At 68.8% G+C, this 14,440-nt stretch carries 12 protein-coding genes; 10 read left to right on the forward strand and 2 right to left on the reverse strand.

Going from position 1 to position 14,440, the window contains the following annotated elements; translation table 11 throughout:
• Nucleotides 1-1,920 (forward strand): type IV secretory system conjugative DNA transfer family protein, encoded by a 1,920-nt coding sequence (locus ABD340_RS05570; RefSeq protein ID WP_344587397.1) that lies wholly within the window; start codon nt 1-3, stop codon nt 1,918-1,920.
• 14 nt (nt 1,921-1,934) lie between these two features.
• Nucleotides 1,935-2,423, forward strand: a complete 489-nt coding sequence (locus ABD340_RS05575; protein ID WP_344587398.1) for a hypothetical protein — start codon at nt 1,935-1,937, stop codon at nt 2,421-2,423.
• A 9-nt stretch (nt 2,424-2,432) separates the two neighbouring features.
• Here the strand turns inward: ABD340_RS05575 and ABD340_RS05580 are convergent, their stop codons facing one another.
• Nucleotides 2,433-3,152 carry a hypothetical protein gene (locus ABD340_RS05580; RefSeq protein ID WP_344587399.1) on the reverse strand — a complete coding sequence of 240 codons (720 nt, stop codon included), beginning with the start codon at nt 3,150-3,152 and terminating at the stop codon, nt 2,433-2,435.
• 198 nt (nt 3,153-3,350) lie between these two features.
• Here ABD340_RS05580 and ABD340_RS05585 point away from each other — a divergent pair, with 198 nt between their 5' ends.
• On the forward strand, nt 3,351-4,328 hold the full coding sequence (locus ABD340_RS05585; protein WP_344587400.1) for a dimethylarginine dimethylaminohydrolase family protein: 978 nt from the start codon (nt 3,351-3,353) through the stop codon (nt 4,326-4,328).
• A 62-nt stretch (nt 4,329-4,390) separates the two neighbouring features.
• Here ABD340_RS05585 and ABD340_RS05590 read toward each other — a convergent pair whose 3' ends face one another.
• On the reverse strand, nt 4,391-5,569 hold the full coding sequence (locus ABD340_RS05590; RefSeq protein WP_344587401.1) for a sulfatase: 1,179 nt from the start codon (nt 5,567-5,569) through the stop codon (nt 4,391-4,393).
• A 127-nt stretch (nt 5,570-5,696) separates the two neighbouring features.
• On the opposite strand from ABD340_RS05590, the gene ABD340_RS05595 reads away from it, so the two are divergent.
• The 7 genes from ABD340_RS05595 (at nt 5,697) to ABD340_RS05625 (ending at nt 14,396) form a co-directional block, all read left to right on the forward strand.
• A complete protein-coding gene (locus ABD340_RS05595) occupies nt 5,697-6,791 on the forward strand; it encodes a ParB/RepB/Spo0J family partition protein (protein ID WP_344587403.1) in 1,095 nt (364 codons plus the stop codon).
• Nucleotides 6,792-6,888: 97 nt separating this feature from the next.
• On the forward strand, nt 6,889-8,565 hold the full coding sequence (locus ABD340_RS05600) for a B12-binding domain-containing radical SAM protein (RefSeq protein ID WP_344587404.1): 1,677 nt from the start codon (nt 6,889-6,891) through the stop codon (nt 8,563-8,565).
• Nucleotides 8,562-9,656, forward strand: coding sequence for a sulfotransferase family protein (locus ABD340_RS05605; RefSeq protein WP_344587405.1), 1,095 nt, complete (start codon nt 8,562-8,564; stop codon nt 9,654-9,656). The genes ABD340_RS05600 and ABD340_RS05605 overlap by 4 nt, the downstream gene beginning before the upstream one ends.
• 152 nt (nt 9,657-9,808) lie before the next feature.
• Complete coding sequence (locus tag ABD340_RS05610; RefSeq protein ID WP_344587406.1) at nt 9,809-10,555, forward strand: class I SAM-dependent methyltransferase; 747 nt, start codon at nt 9,809-9,811, stop codon at nt 10,553-10,555.
• A gap of 29 nt (nt 10,556-10,584) precedes the next feature.
• Nucleotides 10,585-11,055 (forward strand): ferritin family protein, encoded by a 471-nt coding sequence (locus ABD340_RS05615; RefSeq protein ID WP_344587407.1) that lies wholly within the window; start codon nt 10,585-10,587, stop codon nt 11,053-11,055.
• A complete protein-coding gene (locus tag ABD340_RS05620) occupies nt 11,048-13,018 on the forward strand; it encodes a methyltransferase domain-containing protein (protein ID WP_344587408.1) in 1,971 nt (656 codons plus the stop codon). Before ABD340_RS05615 ends, ABD340_RS05620 begins: the two co-directional genes overlap by 8 nt.
• Before the next feature lie 7 nt (nt 13,019-13,025).
• Nucleotides 13,026-14,396, forward strand: coding sequence for a hypothetical protein (locus tag ABD340_RS05625; RefSeq protein ID WP_344587409.1), 1,371 nt, complete (start codon nt 13,026-13,028; stop codon nt 14,394-14,396).
• Nucleotides 14,397-14,440 lie beyond the last annotated feature (44 nt).

Below are 14,440 nucleotides of genomic sequence, written 5' to 3' on the forward strand. Positions count from 1 at the left end.
ATGGACAGATACGACACCGACTACGATCCAAGACGACCGCACGACCGCGAAGACTGGCTCGGCGACCTGGTCATGTACGCCATTTGGGTCGGCTTCGGGCTCGTCGCCCTGGCCGCCATCCCCGGAATGATGCTGTGGCTGTCGGGTCAGCTCTCCGGGGTGCTGTCCGGGCACGGCTGGCCGGATTCCTCGGCGGGCGACATCTGGTCGATCCTGCTGGGAGTCGTCGAGAAGCCGGGGGACCCGGCCGCGGCCTGGCCGTCCGGAGGGGAGGACGTCGGCCCCGCCTGGCTGCTCTACGGCATCCTGCTCCTGTTCGTCCTCGCGTTGATCTGGAGCCTGCTCGCTTCGGTCAGGCTCGCGATGAACGTACGGCGCCGGCGGGAGTTCCGCCGGTTGCGGCTCGGGTTCGCCTCCGGCCATGAGATCCGCAAGACGCTCAGCGCCCGGACGGTGAAACGCAAGGCGAAGTCGGTGCGGCCTTCGTACGCGGAACGCAGGAAGTTCGATCCCCGGGAGGTCGGTTTCTATCTCGGCCGGGACATCAGATCGCGTCAGCGCCTGTACGCCTCGGCGGAGGACGTTTTCATCATCCTCGCTCCGCCACGGCAGGGCAAGGACGTGCATTTCTGCGCGCCCTACACGATCGACGCCCCCGGCGCGTGCATCGTCACCTCCACCCGGGCGGACGCGTTCACCAACACCTACGCCATGCGCGCCAAGGTCGGGAAGGTGCACGTCTTCGACCCCCAAGGGCTGACCAACTGGCCCGAGAAACTGCGCTGGTCGCCCATCACGGGCTGCGAGGATCCCATGGTGGCCTCCAGCCGTGCCGCGGCGTTCGTCGCGGGGATGGGTTTCGAGGCGTCGGGAGACGCGGCCGCCCAGGTCATCTCGGCGTCCACACTGCTGCGCTGCTACCTGCATGCCGCCGCGCATGGCGAACGCACCATGGTGGACGTGAAGCGCTGGGCCAACCAGCCGGGCAACCTGGAGCCGTTGGCACTGCTCAAAACCGCTGAAGCGGAGGGGAGGGCGGCGATCGGCTGGACCGGCGACCTGGAGTCGCTCATGGCGACCGACGCCAGATACCGCGCCATCATCTGGGCCAATGTGGCGCGAACCCTCAGCTGCTTCTCCGATCCCAGCGTCCTGGACGCGTGCTCGCCCGGCCCCGACGAACAGTTCGACCTGCGCGAGTTCCTGGCCGGCCGCAACACCCTTTACATTCTCGGCAAGGAGCAGAAGAACGCCAGTATCGCCCCGGTCGTGACCACGATGATGGAGGACATGTTCGACAACGCGCGGAAGATCGCCGGGAGCATGCCCAGCAGCCGGCTCGATCCACCGCTCACCGTCGAGCTCAACGAGGCCGCCCATATCGCGCCGCTGCCGAACCTGCCCGGGTACATGGGCGACTCCGGCGGGTTCTCGATCTCGTTGCACGTCTATCTCCAGTCGCTGTCCCAGGCGCGGGCCCGGTGGGGCTCGGACGAGGCGATGATCATGTGGGACAACGCCGCCGTCCGGGTCATCATGGGCGGTGCCGGAAATGTCGACGACCTTGAGGACATCTCCCGGCTCATGGGCGAGATCGAGGAGAAGCGCAGGACTTTCGCCCGCAATTCCGACGGGACACGCAGGGAGGGCGTGCACATCAGGGACCAACGGGTCCTGGAGCCCGAGGAGATCCGGACACTGGAGTTCGGCAGGGCCGTCGTCGTCGCCCGGTCGTCCCGTCCGGTGGAAGTCCAGCTGACGCCGTGGTGGCAGCGCAAGGACGGCAAGCAGATCGCCGCCGGAAAGAAGCGGACGGAGAAGTTGGTCTTCGAATACGGCGAACGCCGGCGCACCGCGACGCCGTCCGGTGGCGGCGGAGCCCAAGGACGGGACGCGCTGGACGCCCCGGGTGCGCATTGAGCGCCGGGGGACCGGTGAACGAGCCGCACCATCTGCTGACCATCATCAAGGCCCAGCAGGAGGCCATCGACCGGCTGATGGCCCTCGTCCAGGAGCGGAAACAGCCGGAGCCGGCGAAACGAAAGGAGCGCCGGGAGCGGCCGATCGACTGGCTCACCATTTCGGAGAAGGAGCGGGCGGCCGCCTGGCGAGGGCTGGCCGCTTTCGTCGAGAGTCTGGTGTTCCGCTACGGTCTGCAAATGGAGATACAGCCGTGCTGGTGGAGGCATGCGGAGGCGGTGGAAGAACTGACGGCGCTGTGGCAGGTCCGGCAGAACGCCTTCGGTGAGAACGCGACGCTGGGCAGCGGCATGCAATGGCAGAACGCCTTCCACTCCAGCCGGAAACGGCTCAGTACGATGTTCGGCTCCTGCCGTTCGGGGCATATCGACTCCACCGTCACCATGTGGATGACCGAAGACGACCGCAAGGCGTTCGATCATGCCGTCGAGAACGGCCTGTGAGCGCGGCGGTCAGATCCAGGCCAGCGTGGTCGACCTGGCGTGCCGGCGGATGGAGCGGAGGACCTGGGCCGGCCCGCCGGTGTCCCGGCCGAATCCGTGTTCCTTCTCGAACGGCAGGGCGCTGATCGAGTCGGCGCGCTCCTCGGTGAAGCGCAGCCCCAATGCGTCGGCGACGACGGCCAGGTCGTCATATCGCTGAAAGCGCAGGCCATGCCGGCGGGTGAAGTCCATGAGCGCGGAATTGTCCCGCGCTATCTGCACCCGCATGTTGTCCAGATTCTGATACCAGGAATAGTCCGGGAAGGAGATGTCGAAGCCGCCGCAGTCGATCCACCAGTCCAGGCACTCCTCCTCGCTCCGGTGGACCAGCAGCATCCGCGCCTTGGGAAACAGTGCGCGCAGATGGTCCAGATGGCGCGAGAAAAGATGACTCTTCATGATCATTGTCCCGCCCGGCCGGGAGAACGGCTTCGCGAGCTCCGTCACAAGATCTTCCTTGTCGAGCCGGCTCAGCCGGTCGAAGTCTTCGCCGTGCTCCATGCCCGGGCCGAAATAGTTGCCGAGGTGGACGACGCCCACCTCGCCGACGTAGGTGCGGTCTTCGCTGATGTCCGATCGATTGACCGGTTCGGCGTAGCTGAGCGCGTGCGCTATCCCGCTCCATTTGGAGCCCGGAGCGCCGGTGATGAATATCACGCCGGAGCCGTCGTCGGCGAAGGTGTGAGACATCGGATCTCCTGCCCGCTTCGTTCGTGATCCACCATTCGGCGGCCCGCAGGCGCCACCCTAGTCAGAATGCCCCTCCCGCGCGGTCGCTCATTTGAGCACTTCCGACTTCGGTACCATGGACCACACACCGTGGCCCGCGCTGTCAATTGCACGTTTCCTGCCCCGCCCTATGCCCGCGTTGAAGAGACGGAATCCGTAATGATCGCGGACCAGCACCCCGCCGCCTACCACGGAGCGGGCTGGCGGCCCCGGACGACCTCGCTGGCGCAGGAGGTGGCGGCGGGCCGCCTGTGGGCGCGGCATGCCGGCGATTCGGAGTACGCACGGCTGAGGGACGTCGTCCTCGCCCCGCCCGACCCCGCGCTCATCTCACCCGAGGACCCCGACCGGGTGCTGCATCTCCGCCCGCTCGACTTCGGCGCCGTCCATCGTGAACTTCTGGACGCGGCCGCCGGCTTCCAGGAACTCGGCATCGCCGTCCACTTCCTGGAAACGGGACGCCGGACCCGCCCGGACGACGGTCCCTGGCACAACCTGATGTTCGTCCGCGACCTGTTCTTCATGACGCCGCAAGGGGCGATCGTCTCCCGCATGGGCAGCAGCGTCCGGGCGGGGGAGGAGCGGTACGCGGCCCGCACCCTCGCGGAACTGGAGGTGCCCGTGCTGCGCACCATCGCTGGCAACGGCACCTTCGAGGGCGCCGACGCCCTCTGGATCGCCGCGGACACCCTGCTCGTGGGCACCGGGAACCGGACCAACGCCGAGGGCCTGCGCCAGGTGGCCGAGAGCCTGACGCCCTCCGGGGTCACGGTCGCCGGCACTGTCCTGCCCAAGCGGATCCAGCATCTGCTCGGCATCCTGCAACCGGTGGACCGCGACCTGGCGGTCGTCCGGCGAGAACTGGTGGGACCACGGCTGCGCGGGATACTGCGCGACCTCGGCGTGTCCCTGATCGAACTGGACGAGGACGCGGAGATCGGCCGAGCACAGGCGATGAACTTCGTCACCATCGCGCCGCGCACGGTGGTGATGGCGGCCGATGCGCCGGAGACCCGACGACGGCTGGAACAGGAGGGAATCACCGTCGCCGGGCAGGTGCGCATCGACGAATTGCGCAAAGCCGCCGGCGGGCTGGCCTGCGCGACCGGAATCCTGTCCCGTGACCTGGTCGGTTGAGCCCGCGTCCGGGGAGCGCCGCCGCCCTTCAAGTGAGGAAAAGCGCCGGTTGAACGGAGCCCCTAGCCGTCGCTGGAGCTGTGGTCCTTCGGCGGCGCGGCGCCGCCGATGAGGCGTTGCCCGTTCAGCTCGTGGGGATCGTTCAGCAGGTCGTACGCCTCGACCATGTCGCCGCCGACGTGCCAGATCACCTTCTGGCGGCTGCCGTCGCCGGCCAGGCGCACGCTGGTGAGCGGGAGGAGGTCGGGGTAGCCGTCGTCCGCCGTCCTGCGCTCCTCCGGATAGTAGGTCTCCGAGTACGCCGGGCGTGAGGGGCCGGAGCCGGTGGGGAAGAACTCCGCGAGCGAGGCACCGTCGGTCTCGAACTCCTCCAGGCCCAGCAGGCCCAGGACGGTCGGCGCGATGTCGACCAGGCGGACCTGAGCGGCGACCTCCAGGTCCCGCGGCACGCCGGGGCCGCCGATGATGAGCGGGACGTGCTGGGTGGTGTCGAACAGCAGGCAGCCGTGGCCCTCTTCGTAGGGGTGGCCGAGCTCCCCGGAATGGTCGTTCGGATACCAGCCGGCCAGGTCTTCGCCGTGGTCGGAGAAGGTCACGATCAGCGTGTCGTCGAGCGGGTGTCCCATCTCCTCCATGCGGGCCAGGAGCCGTCCCAAGTAGTGATCGCTGTAGGCCACCTCGCCCTCGTAGGGGTTGTCGGCCTCCACGCCGACGTCCTCTGGAGGCTCGTAGGGCCAATGAGCGTCAAAGAAATGGGCGAACAGCATGAAATCGCCCTTCTGCTCGGCCAGCCACTCGCAGGCCCGCTCGACCACGAGGGGTGCGCGCTTCAGGGCGAGGCCGCGCATCTTGACGTCCCCGACGGTGAGCGGGTCGGTGCCGTCCGGAAGCCGGGGGATCTCATCATCGTAGAAATCGAATCCGCGGTCGATGCCGTACCACTTGTTGAGGCCGGGGCATGAGACGACGGCGCCGGTGGCGTAGCCGGCCGCACGCAAACGCTCGGCCAGCGTCGGAACGTCCGAGGAGAGTCGCTCGCGCAGCAGGTGCCGGATTCCGTGCCCGTCCGGATGGCGGCCGGTGAACACGCTGGCATGGCTTATCGGGGTCAGCGGCGCCGATGATATGGCTTGACGGAAAGTGGTTCCCCGGCGCCGTAGGGACTCGATTCCCGGCATCTTCCCGGAGTAGGCGACGTCGGCCCGTACGGTGTCCAGCGAAACAAACAGAACGTTGGTCAACGACTTCCCTTCCTGAGCGGCGAATGTGAAATCCCGGACCTGGTCGGCGGTGTGGTGTCACGATTCTTCGGCCAGCCCCCCTTCTCCTAGTGAAGGTGCCACGGCGCCGACGTCTTGTGAAGACTTCATGACGTCGTGGGCCGTCGACGATGCTTCCGTGTGCCCGCTCACCAGAGTTCCTGTCATGGGAGGCTTAGTGTCCCGAAACGGAGAAGCCGGTGCTGGAGTCCTGGAGGACACTGTCGAGACCGTCGCGATCGCATTGCTGAAGGCATCGGATTCACCGCGGCTGAGCGGTCAATCCGCAGATCACATTCGGTCGCTCATGTGCTCCGAAGCGGAAATACCGCCCATCATCGTGCACCGGCCGACCATGAAGGTCATCGACGGCATGCACCGGCTTCGGGCGGCCACCCAGCGAGGCGACCGCCACATCGAGGTCCGCTTCTTCGACGGCGACGAAACCGCCGCCTTCATTTTCGGCGTCCGGAGCAACATCGCCCACGGGCTGCCGTTGAGCCAGGCGGACCGCGTCGCGGCGGCGGAACGCATCATCAGGTGGCACCCCCGGTGGTCGGATCGTTCCATCGCGTCCAGCAGCGGACTGTCGCCCAAGACGGTGGCGGCGACCCGCCGGCGCATGACGCCCGAGGACGCGCTCGCCCCCGTCCGGATCGGCCGCGACGGCAAGGTCCGCCCGCTGGACGCCTCAGAGGGGCGCCGGCACGCGGGCCGGCTGTTCGCCGAGAATTCGGGCGCCTCGCTCCGGGAGGTCGCGAAGGCGGCCGGAATCTCCGTGGGGACGGCGTCCGACGTGCGGGAGCGGCTGCGGCGCGGTGAGGATCCGGTCGCGCCGCGGGGCGAGGTCAGACGCGAGAACGGCACCGGTGCCGCCGATTCGGGAAACGCCACGGAACCACGTGGCCTGAGCGGCCCGCGCGAACGGGACCTTGCCGCGCTCCTGCGGATCCTGAAGAAGGATCCGTCGCTTCGCTTCACCGAGTCCGGCCGCGCGCTGTTGCGGCTTTTCGACGCGCAGGCGCTGTGCGCGGAAAGGTGGGATCGCCTTGTCGGCGAGGCCCCGCCGCACTGCACGCCCATGATCGCCGAGCTTGCCGAGGATTGCGCGAAGCTGTGGGACGACCTCGCCAGGCAATTGCGTCTCCGCTCTCTCAACTCCGCCCGATGGACCGCGGTCACGCCGCCGAGCAGACTCGGATGAGCGCCGTCGCGAAGGCGCGGCGCCCGCGGTTCCCGTCGGAACCGTCCGGTGAACCCGCCCGCCGACCGGAACACCTAGGACCTGGAAGGGGACATCGATGGCCCGCAAATCCCTGGCCTTGGAGCTTTACGCCAACGCCGACCAGTCCGTCGACCGCAGGTACCAGCAGCAGATGCGGGAGCAGGACGACAGTCCGGTTCCCACCGATCCTTCCCTCCCCCGCTTCACCCTGGTCGTCGGGCCCTCCCCGTTCAGCATGCCCAGAGGCTGGGAATTCTTCCTGACCTCGCCCTACGAAGGCGCCACGTACATCTCCACGGTGCTGCACAACGCCGGCTATCCGGTGCGCATCGTCGACGTCCGCTACGAACTGGATCCCCTCAGGGCGGCCTACGAGCAGATCGTCGGCCAGACCGATGTGCTCGGGATCTGCACCTTCGAGGACAACTTCCCCTTCTGCCGTGAGCTGATGGAGAAGGTCAAGGAGGCCGAGCCGGACGTTCCCATCGTCTGCGGCGGGTCGCTCGTCACGTCCGTGCCCGGTGTCTTCATGGCGGAGACCGCGTGCGACATCGCCGTGATCAGCGAGGGTGAGATCACCGTCCTCGAACTCATGGAGAGCCACGCCGCCGGGCGATGGGCGAAGGACCTGCCCCATATCCGGGGCATCTGGTACCGCACACCCGAAGGGCAGACCAAGCGCACGCCGCCCCGCGGGCAGATGATGGACCTCGACGCGCTGCCCAGGATGAGGCTGGACCTGTGGCCCCAGTCCAAGGGGCCGAAGGGGCTCCAGCCGCAGATCATCTCCTCCTACAGCCGCGGCTGCAAGATGGACTGCTCGTTCTGCTACCGCACGACACCGCAGGTCAGGGCCAAGTCGCCGGAGAAGATGAGCCGTGACATGGACTGGCTCAAGAGCCGGTACGGCATCGACTTCTGCTTCTTCGTCGACCTCACGTTCAGCTCGCATCGCGGCCAGACGATCGAGATCTGCGATGTCATCAAGGACTACGACATCCGCTGGACCTGCCTGACCCGCTGCGCGGACATGGACGTGCCCAGGATCAACGCGATGCGGGACTCCGGCGCGGACATCATCCTCTACGGCGTCGAGTCGCTGGGCAGCGAGGTGCTGCGCGAGGCCCGCAAGGGCAGCAGCGAGAACCTGACGGTGCGGGCCATGCGCACCACCTTCGACGCCGGGGTGCGGTTCGGCTCCCTGCTGATCGTGGGGCTGCCAGGCGAGAGCGAGGAGTCGTTGCGCCACATGGTCGAGTTCGCCGAGACCTACAACCATGTCACCCGGGTCAAATACCTGTCGGCCATGCCGGGGACCACCGTCTACCAGCAGGCCGTGTCCTCCGGCCTGATCCGCTCGGAGGTCGACCACCTCAACTGGCTGTCGGTGGAACAGGCCCTGCACGAGGACGAGTTCCTCAACGTCAGCGGCCTGCCCGAGCAGGTGTGCCGGGACGCCTACAAGGCCATCTACGACTCCTACGAGCCGGGACCGGTGATGGACTTCGCGCACTATCCGGAGAACTTCTTGTACTTCCACCCGCAGCCCGATGACGGTCTGGCCCGCTCGACCTCGTACGCGGGATCCGGGTGGCGTGCCGAATGGAGCTCGGCGGCCGGCCCGCTCGCTCCGGGCTCCGACCGTTTCACGCTCGACCGGTGCGCCGACGAGGAGGTCGCCGCAAAGGGCAGCAGCCTCATGACCTGCGGTGCCAAGGAGATGGAACGGTCGGCCGCTGTCGGCGGGAAATGATGTCGCCAGGCTCGGAGAGCCCGATCCTCATCATCGGCACCGAACGGTCGGGATCGAACCTGCTCCGCCTCGTCCTCAACGCGCACTCCCGTATCACCATCCCGCATCCGCCGCATTTCATGCGGTTCCTCGCTCCCGTCGCCCACCGCTACGGTGACCTGGCGGTCGAGGGCAATCGCAGAAGGCTGGTCGAGGACGCGCTGGCGCTGCTGGAGCGGCACCCTCACCCCTGGCCGCACCCGGTCGACGCCGACCGCGTGGTGGACGAGGCGAAGCCGACGCTCTTCGGCGTAGTGGCGGCCATCTACGACCAGCACCGGGCAGCGGAACGCAAGGCGCGCTGGGGCTGCAAGAGCACCTTCATGGTGAACCACGTCGACGACGTGCTCGCCGACTATCCGAACGCCCGGTTCATCTGGCTCGTCCGAGATCCGTGCGACGTGGCGTCCTCTGCCAAACGCTCGGTCTTCGGCTACTGCCACCCCTACCGGATGGCGCGGTTGTGGCGCGAGCAGCAGGAACGCGGCCGGACGGCACTCGCCAAATGGGGCCCGGAGGTGGTGCACCTGCTCAAGTACGAGGACCTCGTCTCCGACACCGAGCGCGAGGTGGCGCGGCTGTGCGATTTCCTGGGCGAGCGGTCGGAAACCGCGATGCTGGAGCCCCACCGATCGCCCGCCGCTCAGGAGACGGCGGCCCTGTCGCGGTCGTGGAGGCACGTCGGGGAGCCGATCAGTACCGGCCGCGTCGGCCACCACGTGCGCGGCCTGTCCGAATCCGAACGTCTCCTGGTCGACAAGGTGACCGCGCCGGTGAAGGTGTCGCTGGGGTACCGGATCGACCCGCGCAGCGAGTTCCAACCGGACCCCTCGCGCTTCGACGTCGCCCTGCGCTCCGCCCTTCTCCGCCTCCGAGTCGAGTCCCGCTCGATCCGGGAGGACCGGAACTGTGCCCGTCGCCTCCGCCGCGACCTGTACGTCCGGTTGCTGCGCTGTGTTTATTTCAATCCCGGCTCAGGGCGCTCGCCTGGCGGCTCGCACCCTGACCGTGCTTGGTGCGAGCGCGGCATCGCTTCGCGATCTGGCCGGTGAGGCTCGCCTCCGGCGTCGCCTCCCCGGCCAGGTAGCGCGCTCGCGCGGTACCTGAGGTCGCTTCGAGACAGGCCCAGGCATGCGCTCCCGGCCTGGCGGACCCGCCGGGCGCGAAGGGAGCGTTCAGAGACTTGAGAAAGGGAAGTGCTCACGTGGCCATCAGTCAGGAAGACGTGACCGACCACTTCACCAGCCGGGCCTCCAGATACGACCGGTCGAGCGCCTGGTGCACCGACAGCGGCCTGGACGAACTCCTCCTGGACGCCGCCGCCCCCCGGCCGTCCGACCGCGTGCTCGACGTGGCCTGCGGGACCGGGCTGGTGTCGCGGCTCTTCCACGGCCGGGTGGCCGAGGTCGTCGGTGTCGACATCACCAAGGTCATGGCCGAGCAGGCCAGGCCGCACCTGGACCGCCTGGTGCTCGCTCCCGCCGAGGCGCTGCCCTTCGAGGACGCCGAGTTCGACCTTGTCGTATGCCGCCAGGGCGTGCAGTTCATGATGCTTCCCGACGCGGTCGCCGAGATGGTGCGGGTCACCCGGCCCGGGGGGCGGATCGTCCTGATCAATCTGTGCGCCTACGGACGTGAGGACGCCGCTGAGTACTTCGAGATACTCCGCCTGCGCAACCCCGTCCGGCGGCACTTCTTCCTCCCCGAGGACCTGTCGGACCTCCTGCGCGAGGCCGGATGCCGCAAGGTCGAGGCACACCGGTACCGCTCGGCCGAGGACGTCGACGTCTGGTCCGACAACGGGGCGATCGAGGAAGAGCGCCGGGAGGCGATCCGCGAGGCCTACCGCAAGGCGTCCCAGGACTTCCTGTCACTGCACGCGGTCCGGCAATCCGACGGCAGGGTCGTCGACAACATGCTGTTCGTCGTCGCGGTAGGCGTGAAGCCGTGATGCCCGGCCCCACCACGAGGAGCACCATCGTGCAACGCAGTGAAAGCCTCGTCGCCGACGTGCGCGCCGCGCTCGCCGCGGAGGCGGTGGCCGTGCAGCGGTACACCTACTTCGCCCAGGTCGCCGAGATCGAAGGACATACGGAGATCGCCGTGCTCTTCGCCGACCTGGCGCAGAGCATCGGGTGCGTCGCGCACGGGCATCTGGACGTCCTCGGCGACACGGCCGACACGGCCGACGCCGGGCGGGACGTCGGTGAGACCCGGCTGAACCTGGCCACGTCGGTGGCGGGGGCGATGAAGGACGCCCACGAGGGGTATCCCGGGCTGGCCTCGGCCGCCTACGGCGAGGGGCGGACGGACGTGGCGAGCTGGCTGACGACCCTCGCCGCGCTGAAGAAGGCGCACGTCGCCAAGCTGGACGCGGCACTGCGGGACCTGGCGGCGCCGACCTCCGCCATTCTCAACGGTGCGCCCGGCACGGAGGAGACCAGTGACTGAGGCACCTTCCACGGAGACCGCGCCGGCGGCGCCCTACGACGCGTCATCGATCGTCGTCTTCACGGGACTGCAGGCCGTACGCCGCAACCCCTCGATGTACATCGGATCCACGGACTCGGACGGCCTGCATCACCTGGTCCTGGAACTGCTCGACAACGCGGTGGACGAATACGAGGCGGGACACTGCCGCGAGGTGTCGGTGGTCCTGCACGTCGACGGTTCCTGCGCGGTGGAGGACGACGGACGGGGCATCCCGGTCGACCCGCACCCGGAGACCGGCCGTCCAGCCTGCGAGGTGGTGCTGACCACGCTGCACGCGGGCGGCAAGTTCGCCGGTGCGGCCTACACCCACTCGGCCGGTCTGCACGGGGTCGGGCTGTCCTGCGTGAACGCCCTCGCCGACCGGCTGCGCCTGGAGGTACGGCGCGACGGTGTCCGGTACCGGCAGGAGTTCAGCCGCGGCGAACCCCGCACGGGTGTGATCGAGGAAGGGGCGTGCACGGGGCAGGGCACCACCGTCGTCTTCCACCCCGATCCGGCGATCTTCGGCGGCCACGAGTTCTCCGCCCGGGTGATCCGCGCCAGACTCCAGGAGATCGCCTTCCTGCATCCCGGGCTGGCCGTGCGCTTCGCGGACCGGCGCACCGGCGAGCGGACGGAATTCGTCTGCACGGGCGGCGTGCGCGGCTTCCTCGAACACCTCAACCGCGCCGCGGCGACGGTCAATCCCGTGCTGGTCGTCACCAGGAGCGGCGGCGTCTCCTTCGACGTCGCCTTCCAATGGACCGAGGGCTACGCGGAGGACGTCCGGAGCTTCGTCAACGGGGTGCGCACGGAGCAGGGCGGGGTGCACGTGGAGGGCCTGCGGGCCGCGCTCGCCCAGGCCATCGACCGGTACGCCGCCGCGCACGGCATGCAGGACACGCGCACCGGCGAAACGATCACCGCCATGGACGTCCTGGAAGGGCTCACCGCCGTCGTGTCGGTGCGGATGGACGGCCCGGAGTTCGACGGGCAGACCAAGAAGCGCCTGCGCGGCCCCGAGGTCGGCCGGCTGGTCCACGAGTGCGTCGGCCGCGAGTTCAGCGCGCGCATGGAGGCCGACGAGGGGCTGGGACGGCGCATCGTCGCGCGGGTGCTGGACGCGACCCGGGCCCGGCTGGCCGCCCGGCTGGCCGGCCGCAGCGCGCGGTTCGAGCCGCGGGAACTGAGCATCGACTACTCCCACTACCGGCGGCAGTTCGGCATCCGGTCGCGGAACTGGCACGACTCGTGCACTTGGCTGACCGACGAAGGCCTGCTCGCCGGGCACGCCGCGCTGTGCGACGTGCCGGCGGACGCCAGGCTGCTGGACGTGTGCTGCGGCAGCGGAGTGGTCGGCCACGCGTTCAAGGGCAGGGTGGGCGAGATGATCGGCCTCGATCTCACCCCGGAGATGGTCGAACTGGCGTCCACCCGCCTGGACCGGGTGGATCAGGGGACGGTCTACGACCTGCCCTATCCGGACGCCGACTTCGACCTGGTGGTCACCCGCGAGGTTCTGCACCTGCTGCCGCAGCCGCAGCGGCCGCTGGCGGAGATCTTCCGCGTGCTGCGTCCCGGCGGTCAGTTCATCGTGGGGCAGATCGTGCCGTACGCCGACGAGGACGCCTATTGGATGTACCGCGTCTTCAAGAAGAAGCAGCCGCTGCTGCAGCACATGTTCCGCGAGGAGGAGTTCCGTTCCCTCCTGCTCGATGCCGGGTTCACCGGCCTGCGGATGGAGGAGTACCGGCTGTGGGAGAGCATCGACCGGTGGATCGACACGCACGAGACCACACCGGCGCGCCGGCGGGAGGTCCAGCGGCTGTTCCACCAGGCGCCGCGCGAGGTTCGCGACGTCCATCCCTTCGAGGTCCTCGCCGACGGCTCGATCCGCGACCGGTGGCGGTGGTGCGTCTACTCGCTGCGGAAGCCGCGGTGACGGCCGTATGACGTCGCGTGTTCTCACCACCGGTACCGACGTACGGCGCGAGCTGCTCGATCGGCTGGCGTCCGTGCGCGAACTGCGAGGGCCCGCCTGGGTGGACTTCACCGCGGAGATCCGGGAGGTCGTACTGATCGCCTCCAGTTCGCGCGGCGGTTCCAGCATGGTCTCCGAGATCCTGCGCAGGTCGGGCCATCTGCTGCACCTGCGGGGTGAGATCAACCCTTTCCTGCGCTTGGTCGGGCTCGGTTATCCGGACAGCGGCACCGGCTCGGACCGCCTGGACGCCGGCCATCTGGCCGCTCTGGAACCGGCGGCGCGCGACCTGCTCAACGCCGAACTCGCCCGCGACGTCGGGCGCATGACGGACACGGTCGACGACGGCCGTTACGTGCTCGACGTTGCCTGGCGGATCGCCGTGCAATGGCCCGACCTGCCGATGGACCTGGCCGCGGTCGCCGACATCGCGCTGTCGGTGCTGCGGCGGTTGCGCGCGCGGCACCGCTGGGCGGACGGAGAGGTGCGCGACATCGGTCTCTACTTCCGCTCGCTACTGGCCGATTTGGCCGGGCACGGCCTACCCGTTGATCCCCGTTACTACGACTTGCCCGGCGACCGCGACGGGTGGGCCGCCGCACCCGCCGCACCCGCCGCACCTGCCGCGACCGGCCGCGCTCCCGGACGCACCCTGGTGGAGGAACCCCCGTTCGTGCTCACCGTCCCCTGGCGCGGCGTCGACCGCCGGCACCCGCCGGACAGGCCACTGGTGATCAAGACGCCGGCGAACGCGTACCGGCCCGAATTCCTGCGCGCCCTGTTCCCCCGCGCCCGGTTCCGCGTCCTGCATCTGACCCGCAATCCCGCCGCGGCGGTCAGCGGGCTGTACGACGGATGGCGGTACGACGGATTCCACGCCTGCCGGATGCCGGAGGCACTGGAGATCGGTGGATACGTGGAGAAGGCCGAGGAAAACCGCTGGTGGTGGAAGTTCGACCTGCCTCCGGCCTGGCAGGAGTTCACCCGTGCCCCGCTGTTCGACGTCTGCGCCTTCCAGTGGCGCAGCGCGCACCAGGCGGTGCTGGCCGACCTCGCCCGCGGCGGCACGGACAGCCTGCGGATGCGTTTCGAGGACCTGATCAGCGGCCCCGAGAGCCGTATCGCGTCGTTCGAACGGCTGAGCGCATGGCTCGGCATCCCCTTGGACGGTGCCTTCCGGCGCGCCGTGTACGAAGGCATCGGGCCGGTCGTCGCGACGGTCCGGCCTCGTCCGGGCCGGTGGCGGGCGAGAGCCGCCCCGATCGAGCGGGCGCTCGGCCCGCGCGAGCTGGAGGTCGCCGACCGGCTCGGCTACGGCGACCGGACCGAGTGGATCTGAACGCACCTGTACAAGCGAGGAAAAGCACCACTTGAACACCGGGA

Origin of the sequence: Actinomadura vinacea (assembly GCF_039532545.1) — a bacterium.
Taxonomy (GTDB): domain Bacteria; phylum Actinomycetota; class Actinomycetes; order Streptosporangiales; family Streptosporangiaceae; genus Spirillospora; species Spirillospora vinacea.

What these genes read in the sequence shown, in the direction of transcription:
- ABD340_RS05625 (WP_344587409.1), top strand. Translation starts at nt 13,026, where the DNA reads ATGACGTCGCGTGTTCTCACCACCGGTACCGACGTACGGCGCGAGCTG.
- ABD340_RS05585 (WP_344587400.1), top strand. Translation starts at nt 3,351, where the DNA reads ATGATCGCGGACCAGCACCCCGCCGCCTACCACGGAGCGGGCTGGCGG.
- ABD340_RS05570 (WP_344587397.1), top strand. Translation starts at nt 1, where the DNA reads ATGGACAGATACGACACCGACTACGATCCAAGACGACCGCACGACCGC.
- ABD340_RS05595 (WP_344587403.1), top strand. Translation starts at nt 5,697, where the DNA reads ATGACGTCGTGGGCCGTCGACGATGCTTCCGTGTGCCCGCTCACCAGA.
- ABD340_RS05605 (WP_344587405.1), top strand. Translation starts at nt 8,562, where the DNA reads ATGATGTCGCCAGGCTCGGAGAGCCCGATCCTCATCATCGGCACCGAA.
- ABD340_RS05580 (WP_344587399.1), bottom strand. Translation starts at nt 3,152, where the DNA reads ATGTCTCACACCTTCGCCGACGACGGCTCCGGCGTGATATTCATCACC.
- ABD340_RS05600 (WP_344587404.1), top strand. Translation starts at nt 6,889, where the DNA reads ATGGCCCGCAAATCCCTGGCCTTGGAGCTTTACGCCAACGCCGACCAG.